At 41.5% G+C, this 16,581-nt stretch carries 16 protein-coding genes; 8 read left to right on the top strand and 8 right to left on the bottom strand.

Features of this window, described 5'->3' with window-relative positions; translation table 11 throughout:
* Positions 1-8: 8 nt before the first annotated feature.
* A complete protein-coding gene (locus EV695_RS10005) occupies positions 9-773 on the bottom strand; it encodes a hydratase (RefSeq protein WP_131905780.1) in 765 nt (254 codons plus the stop codon).
* Between the two features lie 200 nt (positions 774-973).
* On the opposite strand from EV695_RS10005, the gene EV695_RS10000 reads away from it, so the two are divergent.
* A complete protein-coding gene (locus EV695_RS10000; protein ID WP_131905779.1) occupies positions 974-1,519 on the top strand; it encodes a cysteine hydrolase family protein in 546 nt (181 codons plus the stop codon).
* A gap of 68 nt (positions 1,520-1,587) precedes the next feature.
* On the opposite strand, the gene EV695_RS09995 is transcribed toward EV695_RS10000, so the two are convergent.
* The 6 genes from EV695_RS09995 to EV695_RS09970 form a co-directional block, all read right to left on the bottom strand.
* The gene (locus tag EV695_RS09995) at positions 1,588-2,022 is read right to left on the bottom strand and encodes a PaaI family thioesterase (protein WP_131905778.1); all 435 of its coding nucleotides are present in this window, start codon (positions 2,020-2,022) and stop codon (positions 1,588-1,590) included.
* A 133-nt stretch (positions 2,023-2,155) separates the two neighbouring features.
* Positions 2,156-3,358, bottom strand: a complete 1,203-nt coding sequence (locus EV695_RS09990; protein WP_131905777.1) for a dimethylsulfoniopropionate demethylase — start codon at positions 3,356-3,358, stop codon at positions 2,156-2,158.
* Positions 3,359-3,395: 37 nt separating this feature from the next.
* Positions 3,396-5,081, bottom strand: a complete 1,686-nt coding sequence (locus EV695_RS09985) for an AMP-binding protein (RefSeq protein WP_131905776.1) — start codon at positions 5,079-5,081, stop codon at positions 3,396-3,398.
* 9 nt (positions 5,082-5,090) lie between these two features.
* The gene (locus EV695_RS09980; protein WP_131905775.1) at positions 5,091-7,433 is read right to left on the bottom strand and encodes a 3-hydroxyacyl-CoA dehydrogenase/enoyl-CoA hydratase family protein; all 2,343 of its coding nucleotides are present in this window, start codon (positions 7,431-7,433) and stop codon (positions 5,091-5,093) included.
* Between the two features lie 39 nt (positions 7,434-7,472).
* Entirely contained in the window at positions 7,473-8,264 is a 792-nt protein-coding gene (locus EV695_RS09975; protein ID WP_131905774.1) for an alpha/beta fold hydrolase, read from the bottom strand.
* A 3-nt stretch (positions 8,265-8,267) separates the two neighbouring features.
* Positions 8,268-9,593, bottom strand: a complete 1,326-nt coding sequence (locus EV695_RS09970) for an O-acetylhomoserine aminocarboxypropyltransferase/cysteine synthase family protein (RefSeq protein ID WP_131905773.1) — start codon at positions 9,591-9,593, stop codon at positions 8,268-8,270.
* A gap of 397 nt (positions 9,594-9,990) precedes the next feature.
* On the opposite strand from EV695_RS09970, the gene EV695_RS09965 reads away from it, so the two are divergent.
* Positions 9,991-10,425, top strand: a complete 435-nt coding sequence (locus EV695_RS09965) for a PaaI family thioesterase (RefSeq protein ID WP_131905772.1) — start codon at positions 9,991-9,993, stop codon at positions 10,423-10,425.
* 41 nt (positions 10,426-10,466) lie between these two features.
* Positions 10,467-11,243 carry an enoyl-CoA hydratase gene (locus EV695_RS09960; RefSeq protein WP_131905771.1) on the top strand — a complete coding sequence of 259 codons (777 nt, stop codon included), beginning with the start codon at positions 10,467-10,469 and terminating at the stop codon, positions 11,241-11,243.
* A 17-nt stretch (positions 11,244-11,260) separates the two neighbouring features.
* Here the strand turns inward: EV695_RS09960 and EV695_RS09955 are convergent, their stop codons facing one another.
* Positions 11,261-12,001 carry a Crp/Fnr family transcriptional regulator gene (locus EV695_RS09955; RefSeq protein WP_131905770.1) on the bottom strand — a complete coding sequence of 247 codons (741 nt, stop codon included), beginning with the start codon at positions 11,999-12,001 and terminating at the stop codon, positions 11,261-11,263.
* Between the two features lie 359 nt (positions 12,002-12,360).
* Here EV695_RS09955 and tssB point away from each other — a divergent pair, with 359 nt between their 5' ends.
* The 5 genes from tssB (at position 12,361) to tssE (ending at position 16,555) form a co-directional block, all read left to right on the top strand.
* Entirely contained in the window at positions 12,361-12,888 is a 528-nt protein-coding gene (tssB, locus tag EV695_RS09950; RefSeq protein WP_131905769.1) for a type VI secretion system contractile sheath small subunit, read from the top strand.
* A 2-nt stretch (positions 12,889-12,890) separates the two neighbouring features.
* A complete protein-coding gene (tssC, locus tag EV695_RS09945; RefSeq protein ID WP_131905768.1) occupies positions 12,891-14,390 on the top strand; it encodes a type VI secretion system contractile sheath large subunit in 1,500 nt (499 codons plus the stop codon).
* Positions 14,391-14,439: 49 nt separating this feature from the next.
* A complete protein-coding gene (locus EV695_RS09940) occupies positions 14,440-14,925 on the top strand; it encodes an Hcp family type VI secretion system effector (RefSeq protein WP_131905767.1) in 486 nt (161 codons plus the stop codon).
* 184 nt (positions 14,926-15,109) lie between these two features.
* Positions 15,110-15,910 carry a type VI secretion system accessory protein TagJ gene (locus EV695_RS09935; protein WP_131905766.1) on the top strand — a complete coding sequence of 267 codons (801 nt, stop codon included), beginning with the start codon at positions 15,110-15,112 and terminating at the stop codon, positions 15,908-15,910.
* A gap of 12 nt (positions 15,911-15,922) precedes the next feature.
* Positions 15,923-16,555 (top strand): type VI secretion system baseplate subunit TssE, encoded by a 633-nt coding sequence (tssE, locus tag EV695_RS09930; protein ID WP_131905765.1) that lies wholly within the window; start codon positions 15,923-15,925, stop codon positions 16,553-16,555.
* The last annotated feature ends 26 nt before the right edge of the window (positions 16,556-16,581 follow it).

Here is a 16,581-nt window from a genome sequence, read left to right as displayed (position 1 = left end):
TTTTTCGTTTATTTCTCGATAAAACGAAGCTGATATTCACCAAGCCCATCGTAAGTGACTGTCGTTGGTGTATCGAATTCGACCTCCACGATGCCGCAAAATGAACCGGTAATGATGGCTTCACCAGCGTGGAAATCAATACCACGGCGCGTCATGTAATTAATTAACCAATAGACTGGACTATGCGCCGCCGCATTTGGGTGAACCCCCGCAAAGGTTTGCGCGTTATTTTCCTGTGTGACGGTAATGTCGATTTTGACCGTATTGAACGCTTTTTCTCGTTCTATTTCTGGGCCAATGAACAGTCCTTGGTTGACTAAGCCATCGGCGAGTTTCTCGTAGAATTCTATGCCACTATCATCCGCAAAACGATCCTGCATTAATTCTAATGCCATGTGACATGAGCCAATTGCTTCGTTAATTTGATCTTCACTGTAACCATCTGCATTGGCTGGTAAATCTTTGCCAAGTACAAATGTGATTTCCGGTTCGATACGTGCAACGCCATTGTCTTTAAATAAAGTGCAGGTATCTCCGCGCTGTATGGTTTCTGAAAATATAGGTGCAACTACAAACTCATCATCAGAAAGCGGTAATAAACACTTCCAACCACCGACTTTGTCGCTGTGTAGTTCCATCATGGAAGATTGAATCTGCAAAGCTTCTTCCATATTGCGTGGACGTAGATGCTCGCCTAATCGGGCTGATTTTATTCCAGCTACGCGCAGGCTTAACAGTTCTTTGGCGGCTTCATTTACATTTAAATCGGTCATATTTTATTCACAGTGATTTGTATGCTTTGATGATAGATTAATTTACTCAAAAATGTGCTTTAAAGTAGGGGGGTGACTTTAAATCTTCTACAATAGAGTGAATGACAATTTAACTAAGTATCTAATTAAGATGTTTAGTTAAGTAATAAAAATAAAATATTTTGAAAATAACATTTAACAAAAATTGATGAGGAGTAAGTATGACGCAGGGTTTAATTATTGTAGATGTACAAAATGACTATTTTACGGGTGGCACGATGGAGCTTGTTAATATGTCTGCTGCGTCTGAAAACTGTAAAGCATTGCTAGAGAATTTTCGAAATAAGAATGCACCACTGTTTCATATTCAACATCTTGCTGCCCGCGAAGGAGCTACTTTCTTCATCCCTGAAACAGAGGGGTGTGAAATTCATTCTGACGTTACGCCAACCGATGATGAGCCTGTATTCGTAAAACACTTTCCGAGTGCATTCAGAGGCACCGATCTAGAAAAAGTGCTTAAAAGTAGGGGGGTGACTGAGGTGATTATTTGTGGTGCGATGACACACATGTGTATCGATACCACGACGCGTGCTGCGTTTGATCTTGGTTTTAAATGTCAGGTGATTCACGATGCGTGCGCCACCAAAGATTTGGAATTCAATGGCGAGTTAGTCAAAGCTAAAGATGTACAAAATGCCTTTATGGCGGCGTTAAGCGTGCCATTTGCGCAGATAGTATCAACCAAGGAATATCTGGAAAGTTAAAAGCTATCTTTCTGCTGGCACCCCCCCTACTTACAGGCGTTTTTTTAAAGTAGAGGGGGGCTATTCGTTTAACGAGTAGTTGGTGGAATAGAATAAGTCCCGGTCGAATGTGCAACGATTTCGTTATCTGAACTACTGTATATGCTGACTTCCATAATCGCCAAACGTTTCCCCAGTTTGATTATTTCACCTTCTGCGATTAAGTCGCTTTCCGACGGCTTTCTGAGAAAGTTGATATTGAAATTGGTAGTCACTGCTAATTGCACTTCACCAATCATGCTTAGCACCACGGCATACATGCAGGCATCGGATAGCATCATCATGTGTGGGCCGGAGATTGTACCACCGGGTCTTGTCGATTTGTCGTGATAAGGCAGTCGCATGGTTGCGAAACCATCGTAGACGCTTTCTAAAATGATTCCTGTCTCAGCAGCCCAGGGTAATCCTTCAGCCAGTAAACTATTAAAGTCGTCTAGTGTGATTTTTGATGGTTGTTTTGACATAACGCTTTCTCCCAAAGTTGCCAATATTTCCAATGTTACTGTTACTATTGCTGTTGTTGTTGATGATGAAGCTGTCAGGGCTTCCTTATCTTGTTGTAAGGTTTCAGATTTTTATTACTTTTGTTTCCTGACTTTAAAGGTTTAACTCAGACTCAAGCTCCAACTCGAGTTCTAGCGCCAGCTCAGTAAAGTTAAAGGGTAAGGTTGCTAATGTTGCTTTCGCTGTGCCTTTACCTTTGTCTGAGTTGGTATCTACCGTGAATTCTGTTTTTCCTTCAATGCCAGAAAGCTGGCACATGGCAAATGCTAAATGGACTTGATAACGTGGAGACCAAACCTGAGAGCGTATTTCTCCAACGAGTTTTTTATCGCTTTCATTATCTTCATTGTCTTCATTCGCTCCTTCATATAAGGAACCTCCCAAACTGGTTTTGGGATCGGCGTGGACGATTACTCCCATTAATTGTTGTTTAACGCCAGTTTCATTTTTTTGTTTTCTTAACGCTTCAATACTCAAACTTTCTATATCAGCATCCAGATTGACGTATTTATCGAGCCCACATTCCAGAGGGGTATTGCTGCTATCCACTTCGTTGCCATAAGAGAGTAAGCTACTTTCCATTCTTTCGATTTGATTAGGACATCCCGGCCCTACGTTTAAATCTTCGCCCTGACTGAATAAGTCATCCCAGAGTTGCTGTCCGAGTTCAGCATCATTCACGTAAATTTCAAATCCGCCACGCTTGCTCCAGCCGGAACGGGCGACGAGCATTTCTTTTCCACGATAGTTGATATTCTGGTAGCGGAAGAACCTGATGTCTTTGGTCTCATCACCAAAAACGCGTGCGACTAATTCTTCGGCTTTAGGACCCTGGACTGCCAGTGGCCAAACATCAGGTTCGGTGATTTTTACATCTAAGCCATAACCGGTTGCTAGTCCTTTTGCCCATAAGATCACATCACTATCGGCAATTGAAAGCCACCAGTGGTTATCGTCATGCTTTATGGCGATCGGATCGTTCAAAATTTTGCCGTCTTCGTCGCATACAGGTACATAGAAACACATGCCGAATTTAGCGTTACCTAAGTCGCGAGGTGTCATTAATTGAATCAGGCGAAACGCATCTGGTCCTTTGATTTCTACCTGACGTTCGCAGGATACATCCCAGACTTGTACATGGTTACAAAGGTGCCAGTAATCTTCTTCTAATGAACGAAAAGACGTAGGCAGTAACATGTGGTTATATACGGTATAGGATTTTACCCCCGCTTCAGTGACACGACTGGTAAACGGGGTGGAACGTAATCTACGAGAGATTGAAATAGCGGGTGTCATAGATACCTCATGATGAAAGCGTCGATTTATCTGTAAATTAATCGGTTAATTTTTTTGCTTTATGGCGCAGCTCGTATTTTTGAATTTTACCGGTAGCGGTTTTGGGGATATCTCCAAAGACTACTTTGCTCGGTTTTTTAAAGCTGGCGATGTGTTCTTTACAGTGCTCGATTATCTCTGCTTCATTGGCCTTAAATCCTTTTTTGAGTTCAATGAAAGCACAGGGTGTTTCTCCCCATTTTTCATCAGCCATGGCAACCACAGCAGCATCTCCTACGGCTTCATGCTTATATAGGGCGTTTTCAATTTCAACCGATGAAATATTCTCGCCACCAGATATGATAATGTCTTTGGCACGATCTTTGACCTGAATATAACCATCTGGATTTACAACAGCCAAATCGCCACTCCAGAACCATCCATCACGAAATGCCTCTTCGGATTCTTCAGGGTTTTTTAGGTAGCCTGTCATTACGGTATTTCCGCGGGTTATTATTTCCCCCATTTCTTCACCGTCACTGTTAACCGGAACTCCTGTTTTAGGGTTTACTACTTGAACAGACTCAGACATGGGGAAACGAACACCTTGACGCGCTTTTAACTCTGCAATGGTTGCAGCATCGGCTTCAACCCAATCGGGTTGTGGTGTGCCTTGTAAAATATGGCCATACGTTTCTGTTAAGCCATAAACGTGCATGACTTCGAAGCCCATGTTTTCCATTTTGCCTAATACCGCAGCAGGTGGTGGTGCGCCAGCAGTCATGCAATATATCGTTCTATCATCAGCAATTTTATCTGGGCAATCTTCAGAATTCGCCAACATATTTAAAACAATGGGTGCGCCACCAAAATGCGTCACGCGGTGTTGTTTCATTAGCGCAAAGATTTGTTTTGGGACGATGCTACGAGTACAGATAATGGTCCCAGCCATGGCTGTCATGGTCCATGCGTGTCCCCAGCCGTTACAATGGAATAGGGGCACGGTATACAAATAAACAGGGTGCTTTGGAACAGCCCAACCTGCGATTGTGCCGAGAGCCATCAGATAGGAACCACGATGATGATAGACAACGCCTTTAGGGTGACCAGATGTTCCTGATGTGAAGTTAATAGCTAGCGGTTGTAGCTCATTATCAACTTGTGTTTTCAGATAATCTTGTTTTGTGATTTGAGTGTTCGAAAGTAGCTCATCATATAGATGTATCTCAATATCATTGGGTAACTCTGGTTGAGTCAACGCTAATGGGTCATCGATTAGAATGATTGAAATCGACTTACCTTGTTCTTTTAATGCTCTAATTCCGGGAACAGCAGCTGCGAGTAATTCCCTATCAACTATCAACACTTTGGTTTCAGCAAAATCAAGAATGTAGCTAATGGTGGCTTCATCAAGTCGTGTATTAATGGTATTCAATACGCCACCAGCCATCGCTACATAGTAGTGTGCTTCGAAGGTTTCGGGTGTATTAAACGCTAATACAGAGACAGTCTCATGAGCTTGCAAGCCAAGTTTCTTAAGGGCGTGAGCCATTTGCTGACAGCGGTATTCAGTTTGTGACCAGGTATATTGTTGATCGCCATAAATTAAACTGGGATGATCAGGATAAACATCGGCTGTACGTGATAGGAAAGACATCGGCGTCAGCGGCACATAATTCGCCTCATTTCCGATGTTTTCCTTCAATGAGTCGTACATTGAAGGTAATTGTAAGTCAGTCTTCATTTGATACCTTTAATTTCTGAGTGTTTGCCCAAGATCTAGCATGCTATTGATGCGTGCTTGAGTGGCTTCAGTTTTGACTAAGGTCAAAAATGCTCGTCTTTCGGCATCATACAGGTCTTGTTCTGACCAGACTGTTCCCGCTTCGACATTTTCACCACCGGTTACGATACTGGCCACTGCTCGACCTACAACCGTATCATGAGGGGTGAACATTCCTTTGGCATGACCTTTATCCAGCCATTCAGCCATTGCTTGATAAACCTCTTTGCCTGGCATCGATAGTGCTGGTCGTTCGTAATGCTGAGCCTTTGCTCCACTATGAATATAGTCCAATGCTGAGGAAAGCAAGCGGTCACGATTCATTAAGAAAGTATCGCTGTCTCTTAACATGGCGAGCTCTTTCGCAATCACAGGAGAGCTAGCTGTACGACCATAACCAATCGTCATGAAGGTTTTCCACGCCGCTTCATCAATATTGTCGGGGGTTAGATTGAGTTTATTCATCCAACGATACAATAATTCTTTACAGCCGCCGCCGCTAGGGATGACGCCGACCATGCTTTCGACTAAACCCATTACCGAGTTTGAGTGAGCGATAACGTGTTGCGCGTGCAACACCACTTCAAAGCCTCCGCCAATCGACATACCTGGCGTCGCTACAACGACTGGAAAATCAGCAACTGCCATTTTGTGTACGGTTTGCTGGAAGTGGTTTAAAAATTCATCCAGACCTTCGTAGTCTTCTTCATTAAAATATTCACGGACTTTTTCGAGATTAACGCCGCAGGAAAAATGTTGTGCATCGTTGTGCACAATCAACCCTTTTAAGTTTTTAGCTTTAACGTTATCCAGTGCATCGCTGAGTATCGACATAGAATCGCCATCAAGCGCGTTCGCTTTGGTATGAAACTCAACCAAAGCGACATCTTGATAGTCAAACCAGCTCGCAGAATCATTGCTATTAACAGGGGTTAAGGTATTGCGGGTTTCCATGAAGCGATTAACGCCTTCACCGTGATCAATGGTGTGCCATGTATCCGCAGTGGCATCAGTAGAATCACCTTGCCAGAAGCGACGTTGGTATCTATCGCCTTTTACTCTATAAAAACTAGATTCTGCAGTCTGAGTAAGGAATGGCGGAACCTCGCGACCTTCGTCTTGTAATCGTTGTATCAAATAATCCACACCAATTTCATCAATTAATTCAAAAGGTCCTGATATCCAGTTATATCCCAGTTTCATTGCATCATCGATAGCAGCAGGGTCATTGCCAACTTCCGGAATTAACGATGCTGCATAAACCAAAGTACTGGATAACACTGACCAGGCATATTGACCGTATTCGCTGTCATCATCGATAAGGCATTTAACACCTTGTTGTTCAGCTTGTAAGGCGATGTCGATATTGGGTCTGTCAAAATCTACATATTCATTCGTGTCAAAATCTAAAACCTGTTTGCCGCCTTTTTCTGGCTGTAAATAGAAGCCTTTTCCACCTTTGTTACCAGTTTGACTATTAGCGATCATTTGGGTCATTAAGGGAATTGGTTGTGCTACCGCGTGAAAAGCATCATTCTCAGGGAGAATACTTTCCAGGCTTTTAGCAACATCCGACATCAAGTCGATACCGATTAAATCGTATAGTCCGAAAACGCCTGTTTTTGGAATACCCATTGGACGGCCGAATAGGGCATCAGCAATTTGTGGTTTTATGCCGCGGTTGAATGCTTCATGCAGGGCAAACTGAATGGCGTAACAGCCCACACGATTAGCGAGAAAACCTGGTGTGTCTGAGCAATTAACCACACCTTTGCCCAATTTTTCTTCAGAGAAATCCTCAAACCGTTTCATGATCTCAGGATTTGTTTCTTCGCCACTCACTAACTCCAGTAAGCGCATAAAACGTACTGGGTTAAAAAAGTGGGTAATGGCAAAACGTTGTTTTAAATCATCCGTCATGCCTTCGGTTAATAACTTAATAGGAATCGTTGATGTATTCGATGTCAGTATTGCGTCGTCTTGCATGTGTTCTGTGAGGTCGCGGTATAAATCGTGTTTGATATTGAGCCTTTCTACCACGGCTTCTGCAATCCAGTCGCACTCAGACACACGATGTAAATCATCACGAATATTGCCCAGCTCGATACGTTCAGCTACGGTGTCATCAATGAGGCCAGGTTGTTCAGGATCACTAATACGATCCAATCCTTTTCTGGCTACCGCATTCACATCATCACCATCGCTCGGTAGGTCTAAAAGTAATACTTCAACGCCTGCGTTTGCAACTTGACCAGCAATTCCTGCACCCATTGTACCTGCGCCTATAACGGCTACTTTTTTGAAAGTACTCATGTATTGATTATTTCCTATCTATTTTTCTATTTTATTTGGCTAAATATTTGTAATGAACGCTTGAAGCTCAGATAAACATTTCTCGGGTGCTTCTATGGGTATCATGTGACCGACTTTGTCTAACTCAATGTGCGAGCTTACATTCTGTAATTGGGCTGTTAGTCCCCGGCCCATTTTGATCGGTGTCATCCGATCGTTCTCAGCTAAAATCAGTTGAGCGGGTGAAGTGATTTTTTGTGCCGCATTTTCACCATTGCTGTATTTTTGACAGGCTGATAAATCAGCATGTAAGGGATTGTTGCACATGATCTGCCAGCCGATTCCCATTGGAGCCTGTCCGGGAACATGAGAACGCCCGAATTGATAGGCTTCACCAAATCCCCAGGTTAGCATGGCATCGACTGCCGCTGGTTGATCGCTTTCTGCTATTGCCAGTAAATGCTCATTGACTGGGATTGCCGCTGCACAGCCGATCAAACTGATTGATCGAACTCTGTCTGGATGAGTTGCTGCCGCTTCGAGTGCCACTAAGCCACCTTGAGAATGCCCTACTAAGCTACATACTTTTACATCCATTTTATCCAGTAACTGCCATAACCAATCAGCCATATCTTCGATACTATCTAAGGCTTTACCTTTAGACAGGCTATGCCCCGGAAAATCAGGCGCAATCACACTGTAGCCGTGAAAAGCGAACCAACGAGTTTGCAGAGCCCAACTCCTATGGTCTAGTCCACTTCCGTGCAGGAACACAACGGTAGGTAAGCTGTTATCGAATTCTTGGCCGCCAGTAGCGACATAAATATTTTCATTGTTAAGTGTTAGCTTCATCTCTTATTCTCCCTGCGCCACAGCCGCAACTTTCTGAGCAGCTTTTAAGCCCCGTGAGAAGTCACCTTTAATATCACGCAGTGATTCAATGCCGACAGAAACTCTAATGAGATCTTCGCTGATACCAGCAGCTTTCATAGCCTCTGCATCCATTCTTGAGTGCGTGGTAGATCCAGGATGTAGAACTAAGGTACGCGAATCTCCTACATTGGCTAAATTGGTCGCGAGTTGCAGTGCATCCATAAACGCGGCTCCTGCTTGTCGACCACCTTTAACACCAAAACTAAGGATTGAACCAGCACCATTTGGAAGTAGCTCTTTGGCTAAGTCTTTATTCGGGTGGCTATCCAGACTTGGGTGATTGACCCAATCAACCGCTTCATTCTTCAATAACCATTGCGCAAGGCTTTCGGCATTTTCAACATGCTTGGGCATGCGTAGCGACAGGCTTTCTAACCCTTGAAGTAAATAGAAAGCATTTTGAGGACTTAAGGTGGATCCGAAGTCACGCATTGATTCAGCACGAATTCGCATTGATAGGGCACTAGGACCAAACTCTTCGTAAAAATTAATGCCATGGAATGGGGTATAGGGTTCGCATACCGTTGGGAATTGTCTGTCTTTATCCGGATCTCCCCATTCAAAATTTCCGCCATCAACAATAGCGCCACCGATTGAGTTACCGCTTCCTCCAATCCACTTGGTTAGTGAATGTATAACGACGTTTGCGCCTTGAGAAATAGGGTTTTGTAATACAGGAGTTGAAAAGGTAGCGTCGACGACAAGGGGTAAATGGGCTTCTTCACCTATTTTGGCTAGTGCTGGTATATCAGCTACGTCTAAGCTTGGATTACCAATTGTTTCACAAAAGAGTAATTTGGTGTTTTCTTGAATGGCATCCTTAATACCTTGGTGGTCATTAACATCAACAAAAGTTGTTTCGATTCCAAAACGTCTGAGAGTGTGACCGAGTAAGGTGGCAGTAGAACCATAAATTTGCGCCGCGGATACAATATGATCACCTGCCGAACACAAGCTGGCAAATGTGGTGAAGAGGGCGCTCATACCAGAGGCTGTACAAACACACCCAACACCACCTTCAAGAGCCGCCATACGTTGTTCCAAAACGGCAACGGTTGGATTAGTCATACGACTATAAATGTGGCCGCCGCGTTCTACATTAAAAAGGGCTGCGCCATGCGATACATCCTGAAACGCATAACTGGTTGTTTGGTATATGGGAACCGCACGGCTACCATGTTCTGAATCAGGTTGATAACCCGTATGAAGTGCAATGGTTTGTGGATCGAAGAAAGAAGATTTACTCATTAAAAATTACTCTAAGGGATCAGGTATTGTGTTCAAATTAGCATGGTTAACCGCTGATTAAAACGACATCTATTTATATTAAAAACACATATTTTGGATAATTATAGTTCGTCATTTCCAGAATGATTTATCTATATGGTTAACGTTTACGTAAACGTAATTCTAGGTTAGGATGTCTATTAGTCAAGTACACAGTCAATAATTAGTGGTTTTAAACGATCGTGCTTTCTATTTATACCTATTTAAATATTTATGAAAATTAGAAAAAAGTGCCTATAAGTGGGGGGGTGACCTTTTAAATGCGGCATCGTGACATCGTAATGTAACGACTAAACATTATAAATCGATGTAAAAGAGAAGTTTGAGCCAGTTCAGGAATGAGAAAAAAGGAGAGAAGATGAGTGCAGAATTTGATCTAGTGAGACAGAAAGTCACTGAAAGCTTTCTCAAACAAACAATCATGTCTACGATTGGTGCAACCATCGAAACGATTGAGCCTGGAGAGGTCACGATTAAATTGCCTTTCAAAGAAGGTTTAAGTCAGCAAGATGGATTTATTCATGCGGGCGTAATCACAACCATAGTAGATAGCGCGTGTGGTTATGCGGCGATGACGCTAATGCCAGAAGATGCGAGAGTGTTGACGATAGAATTTAAGAGTAATTTTGCCTCTCCTGCGATTGGCGATTTTTTTATTGCCAAGGGAAAAGTCATCAAGCCCGGGCGAACAATCATGATTGCGAGTGGCGATGTACATGCGCACAAAAATGTCGACAACGAAGCTAAACTGGTTTCCTTAATGCAAGCTTCGATGATGGTTATAAATCCATAAATATAGATAGTGAAAATACAATAATTTTAGAGGGAGTCAAAATGAGTTTTAATAATATCAAGAGTGAACAAAAGAATAACGTCGGTCTAATCACACTAGATCGTCCTTCTCATTACAATGCTTTGTGTCAGGAGTTGGCTGATGAGTTAAGCATTGCGTTGGATGATTTTGAAAATAATCCTGAAATTGGTGCGATTGTGATTACTGGCAGTGATAAAGCGTTTTCTGCCGGTGCAGACCTTACTGAAATTAAAAATAAAGACTTTGAAGCTATCTATAGAGAACAATTCATTACAGATGGTTGGGAACGTATTACCACTTGCCGAAAGCCTGTCATCGCAGCAGTGGCAGGTTATGCATTAGGGGGTGGTTGTGAGATTTCGATGATGTGTGATTTTATTATCGCCGCTGATAATGCACAATTCGGACAACCTGAAATTAAAATAGGCACGATTCCGGGAGCAGGTGGAACACAACGCTTAACGCGCCTTGTGGGTAAATCAAAAGCAATGGATATGTGTTTAACAGGACGCATGATGGGCGCCGAAGAAGCAGAACGTTCAGGACTGGTTTCTCGTATAGTGCCACTCGAAAACTTTTTGGAAGAAGTGCTAGAAATAGCTGAGACTATTGCCTCATATTCTCAACCCGTTGTTTGTCTTGCAAAAGAAGCCGTGGATGTAGCTTATGAAACGACCTTAACTCAGGGCGTTAAAACAGAGAGAAATTTATTCTATTCAACCTTTGCATTGCACGATCAAAAAGAGGGAATGAATGCGTTTATTGAAAAGAGAAAACCAGATTTTAAAAATAAATAGATAATTTACAACGACACTTATGAAATGGGCTTGGCAAATTCCTGTATTGATTTCTCATCAAAACGCATTTTGCCAGGTCCACTTTTGATCAGTATTTTTTTTCGTTTAAACTCTGAAAGTATCCGACTGACAGATTCTCTCGTTACACCTGTTAAAGCAGCCATATCATCAATATGAACCATATCTAGTTCTACATTAAGGTTATGGTTAGCTTCTTCAATTAGCATTAATAATACACAAGCAAGTCGTTGTTTGAGTGATCCCGTTGAGAATTCTACAATGACTCGATTACTTGCTTCTATTTGCTGGTGCCATTCTTTTAAAACAGATTTATAGAAATCAGGCTCTGATTTTAGAAGTGTTTCCACCACGTCATAGGGGATACGGCAGATTTCAGTATCTTGCAATGTTATTGCGGTTTGATCAAAACGTTGACCACTATCCAGAAAGGTTTCTAAACCTGCCACTCCACCGCGTTTAATGATTCTAACAATTCGCGGGTTACCATCACTTAATGTTTCTTCTAGTTTGATCATGCCTTTACGTACCACATACATGGCATCTGCAGGTGAGTTTTCGAGAAACAAAACAGATTTCTTAGGGTAGCAAAATTGCACAATTCGTTTTAGTAATTGCTCATATTTACCGACTTCAATGTTAGCCAAAAAGTCATACTTGCGAATCGCGCAATGCTGGCAATCAGCGATTCCTTCCCTAGTTACATCGACACATTTTATGTATTCGTGTGTTTTTGTCATAACGCCTCATTTTTTAAAAGGTATCTTTTTAGTCTTTTCATTGCATCAATAATTTTCACCTTATTTGAAGGCTTTATAAAAAAACACGTCCAAAGTGGGGGGGTGACATATCTAATTAGACACCTTTTTAGCCGATGAAAATATAACCACTAAGCAATATAACCAATAACAAAATCATTTTAGAGCCACAGAAATTGCTTGTTTTTGTTTTTGTGAAAAAAGTCACAGAACGCTAAAACGTATTAACTTAGTATTAATCGCACATATGGATATCTAAATGCATTTCATGAGCAAATCCACACTGTAATCACTATTAGAAGTCCCCCATCAATAGAACGTCTGTAATAGAGAGGAAGATCATGGCAAAACAAAGCAGTCAAAAATTTATTGCGAGGAATAGAGCTCCCCGCGTTCAAATAGAGTACGACGTAGAATTATATGGCGCTGAAAAGAAAGTACAGTTGCCTTTTGTCATGGGCGTAATGTCTGATTTATCGGGTAAACCAGCTGAACCTCTAGAGCCGGTAGCAGATAGAAAATTTTTGGAAATAGATGTTGATAATTTTGATGATCGATTAAAAGCGATGAAGCCGAGAGTTGCTTTTCAGGTGCCGAATACATTAACAGGCGAAGGCAATATGAGTGTGGATTTGAGCTTCGAAAGTATGGATGATTTTTCTCCAGCTGCGATTGCCAAGAAAGTGGATTCGATCGACAAATTACTCCAGGCAAGAACACAGTTGTCTAACTTGCTGACTTATATGGATGGTAAATCAGGTGCAGAGGAACTGATCGCAAAAGCATTAAATGATCCTGCTTTACTTCAAGCGTTAAGTGCTGAGGCTAAACAAGCGGCTTCTGAAGAATCTACAGAAGAGGAGTCTTAATCATGGCCACATCAAAAGAAACACAAAGTAGCGCACAAGGAGAAGCAGAAACGCTTGAGTCGAGTGATTTTTCAAGTCTACTGGATAAAGAGTTCAAGCCAAAATCAGAAAGAGCAAAAGAAGCTGTAGAAAATGCAGTTAAAACTTTGGCTGAACAAGCTTTAGGGCAGACCGCCTTAATCTCAGATGATTCGATACGTTCTATTGAATCCATGATCGCTGAATTAGATCGTAAAATGTCTGAGCAGATTAATTTGATTCTTCATCATGAAGATTATCAGCGTTTAGAGAGTAGTTGGAGAGGTCTGGATTATTTAGTTAATAATACTGAAACCGATGAAATGCTTAAAATTCGAGTAATGAACATATCGAAAAAAGATCTGCATAAATCACTCAAAAAATATAAAGGTGTTTCTTGGGATCAGAGTCCAATATTCAAACAGATATACGAACAGGAATACGGTCAGCTAGGTGGAGAGCCATACGGAACTTTGGTAGGTGATTACTACTTCGATCATTCTCCACCTGATGTTGAGTTGCTTGGTCAAATAGCTCAGATTTCAGCAGCATCACATGCACCATTCATTACTGCTCCTGCGCCGAAATTATTGAATATGGAAAGTTGGCAGGAATTGAGTAACCCAAGAGATCTAACTAAGATATTCGGTACACCGGAGTATGCGGGCTGGAGATCGTTACGCGAATCAGAAGATTCAAGATATCTAGCGATGGCAATGCCGCGTTTTCTTGCGCGACAACCCTATGGTGCAAATACCAATCCAGTGGAAGAGTTTGCGTTTGAAGAGGAAATTGAAGGTACGGATCACAGTAAATATGCATGGGCGAATGCGTGTTATGCAATGGCTACCAATATTAATTCGTCATTCAAACATTACGGCTGGTGCTCGCGAATTCGCGGTGTTGAATCAGGTGGTGCTGTAGAAGGATTGCCGACACATACTTTTCCTACTGATGATGGCGGCGTAGATATGAAATGCCCGACCGAAATAGCCATTAGTGACCGACGTGAAGCCGAACTGGCTAAAAATGGATTCATGCCACTCATTCATAAGAAAAATAGTGATTTTGCTGCATTTATAGGTGCTCAGTCGTTACAAAAACCTTTTGAGTATGATGATCCTGATGCAACTGCTAATGCGAATCTTGCCGCGAGACTACCATACCTTTTCGCAACCTGTCGTTTTGCCCATTATTTGAAGTGTATTGTCAGAGACAAAGTCGGCTCATTTAAGGAACGAGAAGATATGCAAATATGGCTAAATGATTGGATTACCCAGTATGTAGATGGTGATCCAAAGAACTCAGGTGAACTAACCAAAGCAAAAAAGCCTTTGGCATCAGCAGAAGTGGTTGTTGAGGAGGTAGAAGGTAATCCTGGTTACTATACGTCGAAATTCTTTTTGCGCCCACATTACCAATTAGAGGGGCTCTCCGTGTCTCTGAGCCTTGTTTCGAAATTACCATCCGCTAAAGGAGCATGATGGGATTTTTAAAGTAAGTGTTATTAATATAATTTAAAGGAGTAAGGTTATGGCTGTTGATATGTTTCTAAAGCTTGATGGTATAGATGGTGAAGCGCAGGATGCCGAACATAAAAAGGAGATTGATGTTTTGGCCTGGAGTTGGGGGGCGTCTCAATCTGGTACTACCCATATGGGTGCAGGTGGCGGTGGAGGTAAAGCCAATGTGGAGGATGTTAGTTTCACCCATTATATAGATTCGGCTTCTCATAATTTATTGCAACGTGTCTTTGATGGTAAGCATATTTCAGAGGGCACTTTGGTTGTTCGTAAAGCGGGAGGTACACCCTTGGAATATTTAACCATCAAAATGACAGACATAATGGTTACCAATGTCTCTACTGGTGGTTCGGGGGGGGAAGATCGGTTGACTGAAAATGTAACTCTGAATTTCTCAAAAGTTGATTATACGTATAAACCGCAAAAAGAAGACGGTAGCGCTGATGCTGATAAAAAAGCTGGTTGGGATATCGCAGAGAATAAAACAACGGTATAACCAGACAGTGCTTTTTTAATAAGGTTTGTTTGTAAAATTTATAACGTTAATTGGATAGAAAGAAGCTATTGCCAAAAAGGCAATAGCTATTTTCAGCTTGTATAAAGATGGAGACTATTGTGATTTTTCTTTTATTCTTATCTATTAATGAAAATCCAATTTTCAAAACTGAGAAGATTTACACATGAATGCCGAGCAATTTATTCGAGATGGTAGCCTTGATGAGGCATTACACCTTTTGCAGGAGGAGATTCGTGGAAACCCTGCTGATTCGAAGCTACGGATTTTTTTATTCCAATTACTTGCCGTATTAGGTCAATGGGATCGTGCCGCTAAGCAACTTGATGTTATTTCTAAAATGGATGATGGCGCATTGGGTATGGTTTATGAGTGTCGTGCAGCTATTGAATGTGAGAGGTACAGGGAAGATGTTTTCTCTGGCAACAAAGATCCGGTGTTTATGGGGCAGCCAGATGAGTGGCAAGCTCTGTTATTACAAGCATTAAAGCTTTCTGCTACGGATAATGATAAAGATTCAGACGTTTTGCGTAAACAAGCCATGGAATTGGCGCCCACAACTGCAGGAACAATCAATGGCGATACGTTTGAATGGATTGCAGATGCAGATACAAGGCTCGGACCTTTACTGGAAGTGTTTGTTGATGGGCAATATCGGTGGGTGCCTTTTACTAACATTAAACGACTTGCCATTGAAGCTCCTGAAAATTTAAGAGATTTTGTATGGATGCCCGCGCATATTCAATGGGAAACAGAAGGAGAATCTTTTGTTTTAATACCGACGCGTTATCCTTTTTCTGCAGAAAAAAATCATCAATTAGCACTTTCTCGACAAACAGAATGGGTTGAAAAAGGTGATGGTGATTTTATTGGTTTTGGTCAAAGACTATTTGCTACGGATGTGAATGATTATTCATTGCTAGATATTAGAGATATTTTTTTCAAGCAAGATACGGTTGCTAGTTAAACTATCATAGTTATGTCTAAAAGCACTTATAAACCCAATAAAACACAGTTTCTGCCTTCATTGTTAGATAGAGTCACCGATAATGAATATATTAACTCGACAGAAGAGCTAAGTAGACAAAGAGTTAATGCGCTTGAGAAAAAACTATCAAGTAAAAACAAAGATATAACTAATCAGCAAAAAAAAGAATGGTTAGATGAATTAAAAATTCAACGAGGCCAACTTCATTATCTGCAAAGTTCAATAGGTACATTAGACAAAATAACCGACTGTGTTAAGCGCGATCTCACGTGGTTATTCAATTGCAATAATATGTGTGAGGATGAGTTACTAAAAGAGAGTTATCCTGAAATAGAAACATCGGTGTTGAATTATGGTTTACCTGATCTCACCGGTAAAACGGCTTCCAGTATTAACGCAATAGAATTAGAAAGGTTGATAAAGCAGACCATACTTCGTTTTGAACCTCGAATTCTACCTAAAACCCTGGAACTGCAGTTGCACGAAGATGAAGAAAGTATGAATCATAATTCGCTCATCATTGAAATAAAAGGTGATGTCTGGACAGATCCGGTTCCTGTTCATTTACATCTAAGGACTCAGATTGATCTGGAAAGTGGCAATGTCGATGTTATAGATTTTTAGTTTTTCTATATAAATATACAAACTTA

The sequence above is a fragment of the Cocleimonas flava genome (genome assembly GCF_004339015.1).
GTDB classification, from domain to species: Bacteria; Pseudomonadota; Gammaproteobacteria; order Thiotrichales; family Thiotrichaceae; genus Cocleimonas; species Cocleimonas flava.
The sequence above is the reverse complement of the archived record's forward strand: the minus strand, read 5'-3'. Positions and strand labels throughout refer to the sequence as shown.

Bases quoted from the DNA above. Each gene is read 5' to 3' on its own strand.
- EV695_RS09960 (WP_131905771.1), top strand. From the start codon at position 10,467: ATGAGTTTTAATAATATCAAGAGTGAACAAAAGAATAACGTCGGTCTA.
- EV695_RS09970 (WP_131905773.1), bottom strand. From the start codon at position 9,593: ATGAGTAAATCTTCTTTCTTCGATCCACAAACCATTGCACTTCATACG.
- EV695_RS09980 (WP_131905775.1), bottom strand. From the start codon at position 7,433: ATGAGTACTTTCAAAAAAGTAGCCGTTATAGGCGCAGGTACAATGGGT.
- EV695_RS09975 (WP_131905774.1), bottom strand. From the start codon at position 8,264: ATGAAGCTAACACTTAACAATGAAAATATTTATGTCGCTACTGGCGGC.
- EV695_RS09940 (WP_131905767.1), top strand. From the start codon at position 14,440: ATGGCTGTTGATATGTTTCTAAAGCTTGATGGTATAGATGGTGAAGCG.
- EV695_RS10000 (WP_131905779.1), top strand. From the start codon at position 974: ATGACGCAGGGTTTAATTATTGTAGATGTACAAAATGACTATTTTACG.
- EV695_RS09965 (WP_131905772.1), top strand. From the start codon at position 9,991: ATGAGTGCAGAATTTGATCTAGTGAGACAGAAAGTCACTGAAAGCTTT.
- EV695_RS09955 (WP_131905770.1), bottom strand. From the start codon at position 12,001: ATGACAAAAACACACGAATACATAAAATGTGTCGATGTAACTAGGGAA.
- EV695_RS09935 (WP_131905766.1), top strand. From the start codon at position 15,110: ATGAATGCCGAGCAATTTATTCGAGATGGTAGCCTTGATGAGGCATTA.
- tssB (WP_131905769.1), top strand. From the start codon at position 12,361: ATGGCAAAACAAAGCAGTCAAAAATTTATTGCGAGGAATAGAGCTCCC.
- EV695_RS10005 (WP_131905780.1), bottom strand. From the start codon at position 773: ATGACCGATTTAAATGTAAATGAAGCCGCCAAAGAACTGTTAAGCCTG.
- EV695_RS09995 (WP_131905778.1), bottom strand. From the start codon at position 2,022: ATGTCAAAACAACCATCAAAAATCACACTAGACGACTTTAATAGTTTA.
- tssC (WP_131905768.1), top strand. From the start codon at position 12,891: ATGGCCACATCAAAAGAAACACAAAGTAGCGCACAAGGAGAAGCAGAA.
- EV695_RS09990 (WP_131905777.1), bottom strand. From the start codon at position 3,358: ATGACACCCGCTATTTCAATCTCTCGTAGATTACGTTCCACCCCGTTT.
- EV695_RS09985 (WP_131905776.1), bottom strand. From the start codon at position 5,081: ATGAAGACTGACTTACAATTACCTTCAATGTACGACTCATTGAAGGAA.
- tssE (WP_131905765.1), top strand. From the start codon at position 15,923: ATGTCTAAAAGCACTTATAAACCCAATAAAACACAGTTTCTGCCTTCA.